A 16,850-nucleotide genomic window follows, 5' to 3' on the forward strand; every position below is an offset into this window, starting at 1 on the left:
ATACCGAAGGAAATCCGTATAAATAATCAAGGACTTTATGCCGATTTATTAGCAAGTTGTCCACATGCAGCATCTATATCCTTACCTCTTGAACGCCTTACCGTTACGGTGATCCCGTTGCGCTCCAGCATATTTTGATACATATCTGTAGCCTGTGAAGTTGCCTGTTGAAAATTCCCGTCATCAATAGGATTATACTCAATAAGATTCACCTTGCAAGGAACATATTTACAGAATTTAACAAGAGCCTGGGCATCCTCGCGAGTATCATTAATATCTTTCCAGACGATGTACTCATAGGTAATCCTGCTCTTAGTTTTAGAATACCAGTATTCCAGGGACTCTCTAAGATCTTCTAGTGGAAAGGTCTCATTAAAAGGCATGATAGTAGTCCTAACCTCATTCCTAGCCGAATGCAAGGAAACTGCAAGTTTGATCTTCGCTTCGTCATCTGCCAGCTTTTTGATCATTTTCGGAACACCAGAAGTAGAAATGGTAATTCGTTTCGGAGACATGCCGAGGCCCTCAGGTGAAGTGATCTTATCTACCGCTTTCATTACGTTATTGTAATTCATCAATGGCTCACCCATTCCCATAAAAACGATATTAGAAAGTGGACGATCAAAATAAAGCCGGCTTTCATTATCGATTGCTACAACCTGATCGTAGATCTCGTCTGGATTAAGATTTCTCATCCTTTTTAGCTTCGCAGTGGCGCAGAACTGACAATCAAGACTACATCCAACCTGGGAGGAAACACAGGCCGTAGTTCTCGTTTTCGTAGGTATCAAAACAGATTCAACGGTGAGGGTATCATGGAGTTTTACGGCATTTTTAATCGTTCCGTCACTACTTCGCTGCATTCGATCTACCCTAATATGATTGATCACGAAATTATCTTTCAGCATTTGCCTGGTCTCCTTAGATATATTGGTCATATCGTCAAAAGAATGGGCCGCTTTATTCCATAACCACTCATAGACCTGGGTTCCACGAAAGGATTTATCTCCTTCAGAAACAAAAAAGTCCTGAAGTTGCTGTTTGGTCAATGCCCGTATGTCTTTCTTTTTATCCTTCACGCTGCTAAATTACAAAGTTAAAACCGAATGCTTCAGTCCTTTAAATATGGATAACTTACAAAAAAGGCCATAAACCGAAAATTCAGCTTATGGCCTTTATATATTAAAAATGCTGACTACAAGATCAACATTGCATCTCCATAAGTATAGAATCTGTATTTTTCCTTAACCGCTTCCTCATAGGCCTTCTTCATGAAGTCATGACCCGCGAATGCAGAAACCATCATTAACAAGGTAGATTTTGGTGTATGGAAGTTAGTGATCATACAGTTGGCGATATTGAAATCGTAAGGAGGGAATATGAACTTGTTGGTCCATCCTCCGAATTCATTCAGGGTCTGGTCTGAAGACACCGCACTTTCCAGAACTCTCATAACCGTTGTACCCACAGCACAAACTTTACGTTTTTCCTGCTTTGCCTTATTGATCACATTGGTTGCATTTTTTTCAATAAATGCTTCTTCACTATCCATTTTATGCTTGCTAAGATCCTCAACCTCAACCGGGCTAAAGGTACCTAAGCCAACGTGAAGGGTAACCTCAGCAAAATCTACACCTTTGATCTCAAGTCTCTTCAATAAGTGCTTTGAGAAGTGAAGACCGGCTGTTGGAGCTGCTACAGCACCTTCATTCTTAGCATAAATGGTTTGATATCTATCTTCATCTTCCGGCTCTACATCTCTTTTGATGTATTTTGGAAGTGGAGTCTGACCTAATTCCTTAAGCTTTTTTCTGAAATCGGTATAAGATCCGTCATACAGGAACCTCAAAGTTCTACCTCTGGAAGTTGTATTATCGATCACCTCGGCTACAAGACTTTCATCTTCACCAAAATAAAGCTTATTCCCGATTCTAATTTTTCTAGCAGGATCTACAAGTACATCCCATAATTTGGTTTCAGGGTTCAATTCTCTTAGTAGGAAAACTTCAATCCTCGCACCAGTCTTTTCTTTGTTACCGTATAACCTGGCAGGAAAAACTTTGGTGTTATTAAGAACCATTACATCTTCTGGTTCAAAATAGTCGATTAGATCTTTGAATTTTTTATGTTCAATCGTCTGCTCTTTTCGGTTTAGAACCATTAACCTTGCTTCATCCCTGTTCTCAGACGGATATTCGGCTAAAAGTTCTTTAGGCAGTTCAAAATTGAAGTTTGAAAGTTTCATTCCCATAGTTCCTGTTTTAAAGGCTGCAAATATACAATCTCAACATAGGCGTTGTCAAGTAAATGCCTACTTATTTAAAAATTAAATAATTTCTTTTGATTCGAACCCCAGTTTATTAAGATCTTTCCAAAAATCTGGGTAAGATTTTGATACTACCTCTGCTTCTAAAATCGATAGACTTGTTTTTAGACCCAATGGTGCGAAAGCCATAGCCATTCGGTGATCATTATAGGTTTTTACAGACACTTCAGATTTTAGAGATCCTACCGGCAAAAGCAATAAGCAATCTTCTGTGATCTTTACCTTAGCACCGAATTTCTCCATTTCGTTCTTTAATGCCTGCAGCCTGTCGGTTTCCTTGATCTTTAGAGTATGTAAGCCATCGAGTTTACATTCCATTCCCAAAGCGAGACAAGTAACGGCAATCGTTTGAGCGATATCAGGGGAATTTCTAAGATCTTCATAGATCCTAAAAGAACGTTGCTTTTTTTCCTTCGTTAAAATGATAGTATTATCACCATACTGTGTCTTCACCCCAAAACTTTTATAGATCTCGGCAAGACATGAATCCCCCTGGCGGCTTTCCTTACGGTAATTTGATAATTTTATTTCAGCTTTTTCGGCAATGGCAGCTATACTGTAAAAATAGGAAGCCGAACTCCAGTCTGACTCTACCGCGATCTTAACTGGTTTAACTTCCTTGGTTGGTTCAATAAAGATACGGTCATCTTTAAAGCTACCTTTTATTCCAGCCTGCTTAAGAATTTCCAGGGTCATTAAAATATAGGGCGTTGAAGTGATTTGCCCTTCAAGAATGATCTCAAGACCCTTCGGCAGGGAAGCTCCAATCAACATTAATGCAGAAATATACTGACTGCTGATATTGGCCTTCAGCCTAACTGAGTCTACATGAAGTTTTTTTCCTTTAATGATCAAAGGCGGATAACCTACTTCATTTTTATACTGAATATCGGCTCCCATTCTTTGCAATGCATCTACCAATAGTCTAATTGGCCTTTCCTTCATTCTTTTACTACCTGTAATCTCTACTTCGCAACCTTCTTTAGATGCAAAATATGCCGTTAGAAATCTCATAGCAGTACCGGCGTGATGTATATCAATTAGCCCATTCCCTTTATCAAGAGCCTTTTTCAATACAACCGTATCATCACTATTGGAAAGGTTTTCAATTTCGATATTCTGGTATAAAGCCTGTAGAATAAGCAACCTGTTCGATTCACTTTTAGAACCGGTGATCTTAAGGTTGGCTTTACTTTCTTTCTGAGTGTTTAATAAGGATAGGGTCATCTCGAAAATTAAAGGAATGAACTGCTAAATTAATCTTTCTTTTCCTTTCCCCGAAACTGTCCGAATGCTAAAATAAATCCATATAAAAATGAAGCGAGTAATTGACCAATAATGAATCTTAACAATTTACCATCTCTGGTTCTTTCTGCTATAAACCTGGTGAAGGCAAATTCTCCGTATTCAAAGAAAATAGTGATCACATTGTAAAGAATAAGAAAAGATAGGCCCAGCCAGAATACCGATTTCCAGAAAGACCGTTGTGAGATAATGGCTTTGAATTTCATTATTTCAGCTTTTCGTTATTCTTATGTCTGTCTTTATCTCTCCGGGTCTTGATATCAAGTTTACGATTAAAGGCCTCTTCAAGGTCAACCCCGGTTTGGTTCGCAAGGCAGAGAACCACAAAAATCACATCTGCAAGTTCTTCGCCCAGATCCTTGTTCTTATCGCTTTCTTTTTCACTTTGCTCTCCGTACCTGCGAGCAATGATTCGGGCAACCTCACCAACTTCTTCAGTAAGCTGAGCCATGTTGGTTAACTCATTAAAGTAACGAACCCCATGTTCCTTTATCCAGTTATCTACCGCTTTCTGCGCGTTCGCTATATCCATTGTCGATTGTTTTCTCCAAAACTATAGCTTCGCTGTGTTTTTTTATAATATTAGCATAAAACTTTTTCAGGAAATCATATTCTTCCGCAAGAAAGAAAGGCTTTTTTAAACTGATGGTAGAGGAAACCCTAATAACATTCCCAGCCCCGTTCACGATAAATTTAAACTCACCTGCATCTCCACCAAGCTTAACATGAGTGCTTTCTGGTATAGAAACAATCTGGTATCCTTCAGGTAATAATATATTGATAGAATAATTGTGCAATTCTGGATAATCCAGATATACTGGATAACTTCTTTCGTTCTGTTTGAAAGGGTTTTCGTCCAATCCTTCGAATAGCATAGGTTTAAGGTATACTTTATCACCAATTACCTCTGCCGCAGAATTTATTTCAAAATCAAATTTCTCTGTTATTTCTTCTCCTAGTTCATTCTCATTCTCAATGATATGCTCGCTAATACTGAAATCTGTAAATCTTTTCAACCTGTCTTCCACCTTATAATCTGTTTCAGAATTAGATCTTTTTGCTCTGAAATCTTTCGCAAAAAGCCCTTTATAAGATTTTAAGTTCCAGCCCTGGGCATTGGTTCCATCGAACTTTACGTTCATCCTTGTAAAATTCTCAGACTGGTAATTTGGCATAAGATTAACCCATCCAGATCTTCCCTGCTCCTTGATAATTCTACCCTGCCAGTTCCTGGCTCTTTTCGGAAGCTCCCCTATTCCTGCTTTAGGATCGGAGGCATCCATCAATATTACCTGCCCGTCTAGTTCAAGCCCGGCAATCACATAATTAAACCCGTCCCTGGTAGGGAAAAGTGGAACTCCATTAGACGGAGTACTTAAAAGCACAGGATGTGCTTCCAGATTTGCATACTTAAGCATTGATACCAATAGCAGGTTAATATCACCAATATTTCCTGAACCTTCTTTATAGGCTTCTTTGGTGCCATTATCTGGATAAAATCCAAAATAATCGTTCCACTTTACTTTGCTTTTCACGAAGGCATAAATTTTCCTTGCCTTCATCATTGGATCTGAAAGGCCATGAATTATTTGGTCCAGATCATCATCATAGAAATTATCCCGGTCTATTTCTTTCTCGATTCCAAGGTCATTGTATATAGATTTAGCCACACCTTCCCAGGTTTCAGAATAGTTTTCTACCGTAGAATTAGGAAATTTGGTAAACATCAATTCCCAATCGATAAAGGCAGCATAATTATGAAGATTATCTACATGAGGTTCAATTTTTAAAGCTGGGATATCATCTCTTTCAATTTTATACGTATTCAACATATATTTTATGTCGTTATGAGTGGTTTTACTGGTCACTACATTGCTCCCACTGCGAGTGGTAGTGATGTAATTATAGGTAAAACTATCCTGGCTTTCCTCAAGGTTGAAATCCAGAAGAGATTTTATATTAAAGTATTTACTATAAGTGAAAAACTCAGGAATCTGCACTTCCAGCTCAAGCCTGTCTATCGGTATGTCATATTGAAGTGGAGTTCTTCCTATCGTAGCTGTAAAAGGCGATTTAACTGTATATGAATACTCAATAACGCTCCCCTCTTTCACCGCAGGCATGGTAAATTTGGTTATATTTCGTCGTTTGGTCTTTTCTTCCTCAAATATTTCATCGTTCCTCAATTTTTCTTCTTCCAGTTTCCCATCAACAATATTATAGGTATATCCTTTTATTCTTGACGCCTCTTCTTCATCTGAGCTCCCAACATATAAGCTGATCTCTTTGGTGGCTCGATCGAAACCTTCCTTACTATAAATTTTCACTCGTTCATGGATTTCTGTAACCACGGTAAACCCATTCTGTTTATCAAAATCGTAATAAACTTTCTGGTCCCTGTATAACAAAGCTGCGTTAGCATCTTTCTTTATGGGATGTTCCTTTTGCAGAACTTCATCTTCGGAAACTTTACCGAATTTATAATTCTGCCCGCGAGCTTGGAACAGGCAAAAAATTAGGACCGAAAAAAATAAAATTGATCTATGCATATTAAGCTTTATTTTCAGGAACAATCACAGCTTTTTGATTGCTTAGGTTATGAATTTGGGTTATAAAATTTCTGTAATTTTCAAATTTGTCCGGGCTCCAGTTTCCTTCCTCAATTTTTAGAAACCTCTCTACAACTATCACTTTTCCTTCTTCACCTTCCTCTACATTAACATTGAAAAGCATGTGTCCGAATTCTGTAGTTATCTCATTTCCTTTAGGTAAAGCTTCCACCATAAATCCTTCCGGTAGTTCATACTTAAACGTGTCCCTGAAAGATTTTCCACGGTATATTTTAATGTTATTAACTCTCTTCTTATCTTCTTCAAGGCTGAAATCGAGCGCATCTATAAAATTCAATGGAATCAATAGTCTCTCTCCGGCCTTACTACATAACCTGTCTGCCTTAAAGACAACTTTCTCTGTAAATTCGATCTTTTCTTTATCGTTCTTAAGCTGAATAGAATCGATTTCGACATTGTGAAAGCGTGGCCAATTTTCCCTGTAAAAGTTCTTTTTCACATTTTCGGTTTGTAATTCCAAAGGGTAAATATCGCCATAAGGAACACCGTAACTTTTTCTTTCGAGATCAGCCTGGAATCCGCCAGTTTCAGTAATTGTTATATTGGCGGCAGTAGTTCTTAAATTATCTTCTGCAGAATATTTTTTCGTTCTTACAATTTCTCCGCCTTCAGGTTTTATTTTCAAAGCAAACCTGTCATCTGTAAAATCACCCAGGTAATTGAATGGTGCGTCCTGACTGGTACACTCTAACCAGATATCTTCCTCACCATCCCTGGGAACGCTTAGAATTACATGATTTCCCTGCATTTTCGTAAAGTCAGGATCTATATCTCTTTTGTTTCCGCCATAGATCACGGTATAATCTGAATCGATTCCCTGGCTGGCCAGCAAAGCCCTGGTATAATTGGTAAGACCTTTACAATCACCGTAACCTAACCTATCAACTTCCTGAGCCGTATAGGGTTTCCAGCCTCCTATACCCAACATCACAGCGATATACCTTGTATTTTCCTGTACGTATCTATAAATTATCCTGGCCTTGTCTTCCACTGATGCGGCATCTTTGGTCAATTCTGAAACCCGGCTAACCACCTCTTCCGTCAATTCACCCTGGCCATTTACGAGATTCTCATACTGCCATTTCCCGAAGTCCTGCCAATTATTAGATTCTCCCGATATGCCTTCCAGATGGTATCTATCCAGGGCAACAAGGACACGGGGGGCAGATTCCCGGAAATGAGGACTAAACTGCTCATGGCTTCTTGCCATTATATTCTTCGCAGAGTAGTTCAAATCAAATTCTGAATTTTCTGAGACAACTTCAAGACCATCTAGATTTCTTTCACTGAACCTTATAGGTACTTCTGTTTCATTTAAGATCCTATATGATGAATTTTCCACGCTTACCTTATAACCCTCAACAGGCCACCAGTCCGGTAAAAAAATGGAATTAATGGTTCGAACTCTGGAAGTATATTTAACCGTATATGGATAGTCCCTGGGTGTGTAATTCATATGACTCACCCGGTTATCTGAAAAGAGAACAAAGTTCTGAAAATTACTTTTTGAGGTAAAATCCCGCTTCTTAAACTTCTTTATTTCCTCACCCTTAGAATTAAAAATTATAGCTTCCTGGTCTAGAATTGGATGACCATCATCATAATTTTCATAGGCATTTATAAAGGTTTCCCCTGCTTCATTAAGCACGGTAATCACCCTGGTAGTGGAGATTTCGACATCATCGATGTCCTTTATTTCTATTTCGATATGATGCTCACGCACAACGGCATTAGCGTTGAGAAGCATTTTTAGGTTTATATCTGAAACCTTATAAGTTTCCTGGCTGTGTAGGGTAGAAAAAATGCCAAGGAAACAAACAATAAAAAAATTGCGCATTCCGGGAGGCTGACTTAAATATTTAGCGCAATATATAAAAAATTAACGTTTTTTAACGTTTGTTTTTAGAATCTAGTAAAATTGTAACCGGACCATCATTTAATAGGCTAACTTTCATGTCGGCACCAAATTTTCCAGCACCAACGTCCTTACCTAATTCTTTTTGAAATTTAGCAATGAATTTCAAATACATTGGTTCAGCAATTTCAGGTTTGGCGGCTTTAATATAGCTGGGACGATTTCCTTTTTTGGTACTGGCATGCAAGGTAAACTGACTTACAATAATCGCATCTCCATCAACATCTTTTAAGGAGTTGTTCATTACCTCGTCTTCATCGTTAAAGATCCTCATATTGATGATCTTCCGGCACAGCCAATCCATATCCTCCTCATTGTCCTCTTCCTCGATCCCTAAGAAAATCAACAATCCATGCTGCATAACTGCGCATACCCTGTGGTCTACCATTACTGATGCTTCTGAAACCCTTTGAATAACTGCTCGCATTATTTCTGATATTGATCTATTCTATAATTATCGTCTTCTCCTTCCATCATCTGCAAATAACTCTTATACCTGGACCAGGCGATCTCACCTTCTTCCAGAGCATCTTTTACCGCACACTTTGGTTCATTCAAATGAAGGCAATTATGAAATTTACAATCCTGCTTTCTTTCAAAAAATTCAGGGAAATAATCACCAATTTCTTCTCGATCCATATCTACTACGCCAAAACCTTTGATCCCGGGTGTATCAATTATTCTGCCATCGAAACTAAGATCGAACATTTCAGCAAATGTGGTGGTATGCTGCCCCTGACTGTGTTGCCTTGAAATTTCCGAAGTTTTTAGATCCAGGCTGGGCTCAATCGCATTGATGAGTGTAGATTTCCCGGTACCGCTATGCCCGGAGATCATACTGGTCTTTCCAATCATTTTAGCCTCCACCTTCTCTACATTCTTTCCCTTTTTAGCAGAGATGCCAACACATTCATAACCGGCACTACGATACATTTCGGCCAAATATTTAACTTCTGCCAACTCCTCTGGAGTATAGGTGTCAACCTTATTAAAAAGCAAAACGGCAGTTATATCATAGGCTTCGGCCGTAACCAAAAAACGGTCAATAAAAGTTGTAAGTGTTGGAGGATTATTAAGCGTTATAAGAAGAAATACCTGGTCGATATTTGCCGCAATGATATGTGTCTGCTTAGAGAGGTTTACAGATCTTCGAATGATATAATTATCACGTTCCTGTATCTTTTTGATCACCCCGGTCTTTCCTTCAACACCCTCTTCGAGATCAAAGACAACCCTGTCGCCAACGGCAACAGGGTTCGTACTTTTAATTCCCTGTATCCTGAATTTACCTTTTATTCTGCATTCGTAGAATTCACCGGTTTCTGTCTTTACCTGATACCAGCTCCCTGTGGATTTATAAACCGTCCCCTGCATTTATGATAAATTGTTCATAGTGGCTATTCTGAATTTCATTGCATTGCAAATTTATAGGAATAATTTTATAAGACCACGGTAGAATGAATTTGCTTTTAACTAGCTAATTCCATCCAGGATTTTCTGCTGATGATTAATCGATTCCTGGTGAATAGCCTTAAACATTCTTAAAACGAATTCTTCACTCAGGCCTTTAGATTCACCTTCCAGAACCATTTTTCCAAGGATTTCATTCCAGCGCTTTGTCTGCAAAATCGCCACGTTCTGATCTTTTTTCACTTTTCCAATTTCTTCTGCGATCTTCATTCTCTTTGAAAGGATCTCCAAGATCTGGCTATCGGTGATATCGATCTTTGATCTTAAGGTGCCTAATTTATTCTGAAATTCTTCACTTGCTGAAATTTCCTTTCTCACTTTTAAATCCTGCATGATCTGTATAAGTGTTTCAGGGGTTATTTGTTGCGCAGCATCGCTCCAGGCCTTATCTGGGGTATGGTGAGTTTCTACCATCAATCCGTCGTAATTAAGATCGAGCGCAGTTTGACAAAGGTCGAAAATGATATCCCTTCTTCCCGCAATATGAGAAGGATCAAGTATTAGTGGAAGATCTGGAAATTTGTTCTGAAGCTCGATTGGTATCTGCCATTCCGGGTTGTTCCTGTAACCGGTCTTTTCATAAGCTGAAAATCCACGGTGGATCACTCCTAATTTATTGATATCAGCAGTATAAAGTCTTTCCACAGCACCTAACCATAAAGAAAGATCTGGATTTACAGGATTCTTCACCAAAACGATCTTATTTGTTCCTTTTAAAGCTTCCGCGATCTCCTGAACGATAAATGGAGAAACTGTAGTCCTTGCTCCTATCCAGAGAATATCAACATCATGTTTCAGAGCCAGGTCCACGTGATTTGGATTGGCAACCTCGGTAGTGGTTAGCATTCCGGTTTCCTCTTTCGCTTTCTGAAGCCATTTCAGTCCAAGGGCTCCAACACCTTCAAAATTACCCGGCCTGGTTCTGGGTTTCCAGATCCCGGCTCTTAGAACCGTAGCGTCACTATCTTTTAACTGGTGAGCGATTGTTAATACCTGTTCTTCTGTTTCGGCACTGCAGGGTCCTGCAATTACCAGGGGATGTGACAATCCGAAATCATCCAACCATGTTCTGAGTTCTTTTTTATTTTCCATTTTCCACTATTTTAAATTCGTCGTTTTGATTTATTCCGTTTAGTACTTCTCTAATATGGTTTGTTCTTTCCATTTCACTGAACACTTCTTCAAAATTGTCTTCTTCCATCAGTTTTCTGAAATGCTTCAAATTTGAAATATATTCATCCAGGGTTTCCATCACGTTCTTTTTATTAAGGCTGAAAATTGGAGTCCACATGGCCGGGGAACTTTTTGCCAGTCTTACGGTCGACTCAAATCCACTGCCGGCCAGGTCGAAAATATCCCTTTCGTTCTTCTCCTTTTCCAATACCGTTTTCCCAAGCATGAATGAACTGATATGAGACAAATGAGAAACATATGCGATATGCCGGTCATGGGATACAGGATCCATATACCTAATTCTCATCCCAATTGCCTGAAAAATCTCCAATGCCCTTTCCTGAAGCTTAAATGCTGTTTTTTCTACCTCGCAGATGATATTGGTCTTATTTCTGAATAAGCCATGAATCGCCGCAGTAGGTCCTGAAAACTCTGTTCCCGAAATTGGGTGACCTGCCAGGAAATTTCTTCTTTTCGGATGATCTGCGATCCCTCTACATAAATGCTCTTTAGTAGAACCGGCATCTGTCACCACACAATTATCGTTCACCTGGTCCAGTACCTTTGGTAAAACTTCCAGGGATGAATCCACGGGAATTGCCAGGTAGACCAGGTCTGCTTTATCAAGATCTTCAAAATTCGCTTTATGATCTATCAATCCCAATTCCAGGGCTTTATCAAGATGATCCTCGCTTCTATCGATCCCGAAGACCTCGACCTTTTTCAAAACCGATTTCAGGTCCAGGGCGAAGGAGCCACCTATCAATCCTATACCAATTACAAATACTTTCATTTCTTAATTCTTTTTAAAGCTTCATCTATCACCTCTTCATTTGCGCAAAGAGAAAAGCGAACATAGCCCTCTCCCTGTGATCCAAAAATGAAACCTGGCGCAATAAATACATCTTTATTATAAAGCAAGTCATCCACTATATCTTCTGAAGTTTTCCCTGCAGGGGTCCTGGCCCAAACAAATAGCCCCACCTGATCTTCACTAACCTCACAGTTCAATGCTGAAACCAGTTCCAGAATTTTCTTTTTTCTTTCAGCATATATCTTGTTCTGCTCATTAAACCAGGAACCAGATAATTTAAGTGCTTCCACTGCTCCTGCCTGTACCGGGTAGAACATCCCGGAGTCCATATTCGATTTTACCTTTAAAACAGAATTGATATTCTTCTGACTTCCGGTAAGCATTCCTACTCTCCAGCCGGCCATATTGAAACTCTTGCTAAGGGAATTCAATTCCATAACATAATCACTCAAGCCGTCTTTTTGAAGTATACTTTTTGGATTTTCATTCTGAATAAAACTGTAAGGATTATCATTTACCACCAGGATATTATGCTTTTCAGCAAACTCTGTCAATTCGGCGAAAAAGCTTTCGGGGGCAACCGTTCCGGTAGGCATATGCGGATAATTTACCCACATTAATTTCACTTTGCTAAGGTCTTCAGACGCAAGTTTTTCAAGATCTGGAAGCCAGTTATTTTCTGGCTTGAGTGCATAACTGCGTTCGGTAGCATCCAGCAGTTTACTTACCGAGCTATAAGTAGGATAACCCGGATTTGGTAATAAAACCTGATCTCCCGGGTTTAAAAAGGTCATGGAAATGTGCATGATCCCTTCTTTACTTCCCATTAACGGAAGAATTTCAGATTCCGGGTCCAGTCGCAGCTTATAGAATTTTTTGTAAAACCCGGCAATGGCATGTCTTAATTCAGGAATTCCTTTATAAGGCTGATATTGATGTGCTCCATTAGAAGAAAGAGCTGAATTCAAGGCTTCCACCACTTCTTTTGGCGGAGCAAGATCTGGACTGCCAATTCCCAGATTTATTATAGGTCTTCCTTTTTTTCTCAGCTCAGCAACTTCCCTTAGCTTCTGCGAAAAGTAGTATTCCTGAACGGTATCAAGTCTTTTTGCCGTTATCATACCAGATTATTTTTATAGACACCCAGGACTTTTAATTCCTCGGTCATTAATTTTAAAACGTCAATTGCCTTTTCAAAATCTTCATGCCTTTCGAAGACCACATCAACAAAAAATGAATATTTCCAGGGTTCGTCGATAATAGGAAGCGACTGTATCTTGGTCATATCAAGGTAACAGTCCCTTAAAATATTCAATACTGAAACCAGGCTTCCCCGCTCACTTTTTAGATCGAACTTAAGAGATGCCTTATCCAGTTTTTCTCCGTTCGGTTTCTGCCTTTCAGTTCCCAGGATCAAAAACCTGGTAGCATTACTTTTTATAGTATGAATCTCTTTAGCAAGAATTTCCAGGCCATATAATTCTGCCGCTGCCGGACTCGCCACCGCGGCGACTTTCATCTTTCCTTCTCTGGCTATCCTTTTGGCAGCCTCGGCCGTATCAGCATCTTCAATTAGTTTGATATGAGGATGTTTTTTAAAGAATTCCTTGCACTGCAGCAAGGCCATGGGATGGGAAAAGACCTTCTTAATATCCTCTATCTTCTGCCCTTTCAAAGCCATCAGGTTCATATTCACCGGGGTATAATACTCCCCAACAATGCTCAACCCATATTCATTGATTAACGCATAATTAGGCAGGATGGAACCGGCGATACTATTTTCGATAGCCATAACCGCTACATCGGTTTCTTTCGCGGCAAGCTTCTGGGCCAGTTCATGGAAAGACATATGTTCCATCACATCTATGCCTCTATGGTAGTAATCCATCGCTACCAGATGATGGAAAGAACCTTTAATACCCTGAATTCCGACTTTTTTATTCATATAGCTATCAATAAAAAAAGTCCCGATCTTAGATCGAGACTTTTATATAATTTTATGTTTAGTTAATCATATAGCATTCCCGATCCTATCTCTGGTATAGAAATAAAAATAATAGAATGCGTTCCAGTTGATTAAGCTTGTCATTTCGATAATTAATGAATGACTAAAGTAGTGTTTAAATTTTATTTTCAAAATATTTTATCTTCAAAATTTATATTTTTTTGAAATTCAGAAAATACCAGAGGTTTTAATATTGAATACAATTTATCCTACATCTAATCCGTTGAAATTTTGAATTATTTTCAGTGACCTGCCTGATTAATTATTCCTAATTTTGAAATTGAGCTTATGTCTATATCAGTTAATAACATATCTAAGCACTTCGGAAGCCAGAAAGCACTGGATGAAGTTAGTTTTAAAATTTCTCCGGGTGAGATCGTTGGGTTCCTGGGACCAAACGGTGCAGGTAAATCTACCTTGATGAAAATACTCACCGGTTATCTTCAGCCCGATGAAGGAACTGCTGAAGTTAGTGGGTTTAACCTGACCAATCAGATTGCTGAAATTCAGGCACAGATAGGCTACCTGCCCGAGCATAACCCTCTATATACTGAAATGTTCGTTAGAGAATATCTAAGATTCAATGCTTCGGTATATAAAATGAATAAGTCCAGAGTAGAAGAAGTCATCAAACTTACCGGTCTTAGCCCTGAAGCAAATAAAAAGATAGACCAGCTTTCCAAAGGTTATCGCCAACGCGTTGGACTAGCTGCAGCACTTTTGCATGATCCGGCGGTATTGATCCTTGATGAACCCACCACGGGGCTTGATCCGAATCAACTGGTGGAAATAAGGTCCCTAATCAGGAATATTGGAAAAGATCAACCTGATGGACGACCCGGTAAGACGGTATTTCTTTCTACCCATATTATGCAGGAAGTAGAGGCGATCTGTGACCGTGTTATCATCATAAATAAAGGTAAAATTGTTGCCGATAGAAAGCTTAAAGACCTTCGCGAGGAGAATGAACAGGTGATTTTCGTAGAATTCGATTACCGCATCGAGGAGATCGCCCTTCAGGAAATTCCAAATCTGGTTTCGGCAAAAAATACCGGCGGATTCTCCTATGAACTGGTTTTCGATTCAAAAAAAGATATGCGCCCTGCTGTTTTTGATTTCGCCCACGATAATGGATTGAAAACACTTCAGCTCAATCAGAAAACCAAAAACCTGGAAAGCCTTTTTGCTGAATTGACCTCCACTAGATAAACCTAGGTAAAAAAAGAAAGTCATGCTGAATTTACTTCAGCATCTTTGTAATTAGAAGCTGAACCAAGTTCAGCTTGACGTTGAAGTAAATTTCCAAAACCTAGACTCATTCAAAAATAAGTTTTCCTTTAAAATGTTCCTCGATATCCACCTCAGGCGGCCGGTTCACCGATATGATATCTCCATAACTAAAAATATCTCCCTTTAAACTTTGTTGAGGATTCACGATCAATTTATTGGTTCCTCTGTGAAAAAGATCATAATGTTGAACGATCAAATCTCGTGCTTCCAAACGACTATCCCCTGCGGCAAAAAATCCATTGAAATTCTCAACTTTTCCCGAAAGAAAGAAATGTGAATAATTATCACTGGTAATACGAAGGTTTTGCACATTTAAATCCAACCTAAAATCTCCGTTGGTATGAATCTCGGGATCCCTGGCCTGGTTTTCAGACACCAGCCATAGTTCTTCAAAATTTAAAGTCCCGATACTTTCCAATGGAATATTCCCGGCATGACGCAAATAGGTAAGATCTGGAACAGTTACATATACTTTGGTGATTCCGTATTCCCTGAAAAAATTACAGCGGTTCTCGTTCTGAAGGATTAGCTGCCCATCATTAACTGCAATACTAATTTCATTCAGGAGATTTTCGCCACTTTCTACTAGTATTTTTTGTTCCGGTCCCTGTTCAATAAAAAGCTTAATCTTGTCATTAAGAACGATCCCGGAAAACTCCTCTACTTCTATTTCTTTCTGAATAATGGTTCCGGCAGTCTGAATACAATTACCAGCATCTTCAGAATCACATCCAAAAAACCCTAAAATCGTCACTATAATAATTAGCTTCCTCATAATCTATATCCTAATGAAAATTCAACTGCTTCCGCATTCGCTCCGTGTGACCTTACTGTTACCGAGCCCCACCAGTTTTCACTAATCTTCCTCTGAAGCCCAACCCGGTTATATACCTGCTCTACATATTCGGAGTATGGATAATAAACATAATATCCCAGTTGGGTAATAAGCGACATTTTATTAAATGTAAGCTGATGTCCCACAAAAATACCTACACGTTTGGCATCTTCCTCCCCGGTACCCCCCTGTTGCGGAAATGCTGCCGCTTTATAATCTATAAATTCCTCCAGTGATCTGGAAAAGAATAGCTCTGCACCTCCTTGCAAGGTACTTTTCCTATTCAAAACCTTATCTGCATAGGCAGAGATTGTGAGAAATGGTAGCCTTGGTGAACCTACGACTCCTGAGGTATTGAATCCGCTTCTTACAGAAAAGTTATAATGAAATGGCTCGGTATATTTCTCTTTTTCACCCCGAGGGATATAATCTGGTTGATTATTATGATCCAAAATATAATTTAAACCAAAGTTTAAGGTGAACGTATTGGTGCTATGATTTGGCGAACCCGTATCTGCGTTCGAATAATGAATGATGGTAACCCCAGCATTTACCCCCAGGCCTCCGATTATGTTCTCTTTTTTAATATTGCCCATTAAGTAAGTTGAACTTAAAAGCCGGGTTCCATAGGCATTATTGATAAAATTGGTATCGGGGTCATAAGGATTGGTGGTATAGGCAATTCCCTGCCCTATCCTGAACATCAGTAACCTTTTCAGGGCATAAAAACTGAAATGCCCATAAACAGAATAATTCTCACCCAGATAGGTATTCTTCATATTTTGGTAAATGAAAGAATATCCAAAATCTGGATAATTATACCTGCTTTCCCATTTTTCCAGTCCATACGTCTTCCGGTTGAAGCTTAAAAGGAATCCGTTGGGATGGTCTGTGATCAGGTGAGCTATATCAGGATTGTGTTCCATGATAGTACCATAAAAATAATTCGCATCAAATGAATAATATTTTTCTGGTTTCTCATCCTGACCAAAGGAAATAAAACTGCAAAGAAGCAGCAGGAATGGGGCAATTCTCGTCATAGGCTAGCAAATCTAACATATTTACGAAAATAATGGCTGGAAGTTTT

16 protein-coding genes are annotated in these 16,850 nt (G+C 39.1%); 1 reads left to right on the forward strand and 15 read right to left on the reverse strand.

Features of this window, described 5'->3' with window-relative positions:
- Positions 1-35 precede the first annotated feature (35 nt).
- The 13 genes from rlmN to ML462_RS01345 form a co-directional block, all read right to left on the reverse strand.
- Positions 36-1,079: a dual-specificity RNA methyltransferase RlmN gene (gene rlmN, locus ML462_RS01285; RefSeq protein WP_240711921.1), complete on the reverse strand. Its 1,044-nt coding sequence runs from the start codon at positions 1,077-1,079 to the stop codon at positions 36-38.
- A 116-nt stretch (positions 1,080-1,195) separates the two neighbouring features.
- Entirely contained in the window at positions 1,196-2,245 is a 1,050-nt protein-coding gene (gene queA / locus ML462_RS01290) for a tRNA preQ1(34) S-adenosylmethionine ribosyltransferase-isomerase QueA (protein WP_240712903.1), read from the reverse strand.
- Between the two features lie 81 nt (positions 2,246-2,326).
- Entirely contained in the window at positions 2,327-3,553 is a 1,227-nt protein-coding gene (gene aroA, locus ML462_RS01295; protein ID WP_240711922.1) for a 3-phosphoshikimate 1-carboxyvinyltransferase, read from the reverse strand.
- Positions 3,554-3,582: 29 nt separating this feature from the next.
- Positions 3,583-3,837: a hypothetical protein gene (locus tag ML462_RS01300; protein WP_240711923.1), complete on the reverse strand. Its 255-nt coding sequence runs from the start codon at positions 3,835-3,837 to the stop codon at positions 3,583-3,585.
- Positions 3,837-4,163, reverse strand: coding sequence for a nucleotide pyrophosphohydrolase (locus ML462_RS01305; protein WP_240711924.1), 327 nt, complete (start codon positions 4,161-4,163; stop codon positions 3,837-3,839). The genes ML462_RS01300 and ML462_RS01305 overlap by 1 nt, the downstream gene beginning before the upstream one ends.
- On the reverse strand, positions 4,129-6,180 hold the full coding sequence (locus ML462_RS01310; protein ID WP_240711925.1) for a transglutaminase family protein: 2,052 nt from the start codon (positions 6,178-6,180) through the stop codon (positions 4,129-4,131). The genes ML462_RS01305 and ML462_RS01310 overlap by 35 nt, the downstream gene beginning before the upstream one ends.
- A 1-nt stretch (position 6,181) precedes the next feature.
- Positions 6,182-8,098, reverse strand: a complete 1,917-nt coding sequence (locus ML462_RS01315) for a DUF3857 domain-containing protein (protein ID WP_240711926.1) — start codon at positions 8,096-8,098, stop codon at positions 6,182-6,184.
- Between the two features lie 52 nt (positions 8,099-8,150).
- On the reverse strand, positions 8,151-8,603 hold the full coding sequence (gene dtd / locus ML462_RS01320) for a D-aminoacyl-tRNA deacylase (protein ID WP_240711927.1): 453 nt from the start codon (positions 8,601-8,603) through the stop codon (positions 8,151-8,153).
- Positions 8,603-9,550, reverse strand: coding sequence for a ribosome small subunit-dependent GTPase A (rsgA, locus tag ML462_RS01325; RefSeq protein WP_240711928.1), 948 nt, complete (start codon positions 9,548-9,550; stop codon positions 8,603-8,605). The genes dtd and rsgA overlap by 1 nt, the downstream gene beginning before the upstream one ends.
- A gap of 99 nt (positions 9,551-9,649) precedes the next feature.
- Entirely contained in the window at positions 9,650-10,738 is a 1,089-nt protein-coding gene (locus tag ML462_RS01330; protein WP_240711929.1) for a bifunctional 3-deoxy-7-phosphoheptulonate synthase/chorismate mutase type II, read from the reverse strand.
- On the reverse strand, positions 10,728-11,612 hold the full coding sequence (locus ML462_RS01335) for a prephenate dehydrogenase (protein ID WP_240711930.1): 885 nt from the start codon (positions 11,610-11,612) through the stop codon (positions 10,728-10,730). The genes ML462_RS01330 and ML462_RS01335 overlap by 11 nt, the downstream gene beginning before the upstream one ends.
- Positions 11,609-12,754, reverse strand: a complete 1,146-nt coding sequence (locus ML462_RS01340; protein WP_240711931.1) for a pyridoxal phosphate-dependent aminotransferase — start codon at positions 12,752-12,754, stop codon at positions 11,609-11,611. The genes ML462_RS01335 and ML462_RS01340 overlap by 4 nt, the downstream gene beginning before the upstream one ends.
- Positions 12,751-13,578, reverse strand: coding sequence for a prephenate dehydratase (locus ML462_RS01345; RefSeq protein WP_240711932.1), 828 nt, complete (start codon positions 13,576-13,578; stop codon positions 12,751-12,753). Before ML462_RS01345 ends, ML462_RS01340 begins: the two co-directional genes overlap by 4 nt.
- Before the next feature lie 348 nt (positions 13,579-13,926).
- On the opposite strand from ML462_RS01345, the gene gldA reads away from it, so the two are divergent.
- Positions 13,927-14,847, forward strand: a complete 921-nt coding sequence (gene gldA, locus ML462_RS01350) for a gliding motility-associated ABC transporter ATP-binding subunit GldA (RefSeq protein ID WP_240711933.1) — start codon at positions 13,927-13,929, stop codon at positions 14,845-14,847.
- A gap of 106 nt (positions 14,848-14,953) precedes the next feature.
- Here gldA and ML462_RS01355 read toward each other — a convergent pair whose 3' ends face one another.
- Together ML462_RS01355 and ML462_RS01360 are read right to left on the reverse strand one after the other, a co-directional pair.
- Positions 14,954-15,703, reverse strand: a complete 750-nt coding sequence (locus tag ML462_RS01355; protein WP_240711934.1) for a head GIN domain-containing protein — start codon at positions 15,701-15,703, stop codon at positions 14,954-14,956.
- The gene (locus ML462_RS01360) at positions 15,700-16,803 is read right to left on the reverse strand and encodes an acyloxyacyl hydrolase (protein WP_240711935.1); all 1,104 of its coding nucleotides are present in this window, start codon (positions 16,801-16,803) and stop codon (positions 15,700-15,702) included. Before ML462_RS01360 ends, ML462_RS01355 begins: the two co-directional genes overlap by 4 nt.
- Positions 16,804-16,850: the final 47 nt, after the last annotated feature.

Origin of the sequence: Christiangramia lutea, from assembly GCF_022489035.1 — a bacterium.
Classification (GTDB): Bacteria; Bacteroidota; Bacteroidia; order Flavobacteriales; family Flavobacteriaceae; genus Christiangramia; species Christiangramia lutea.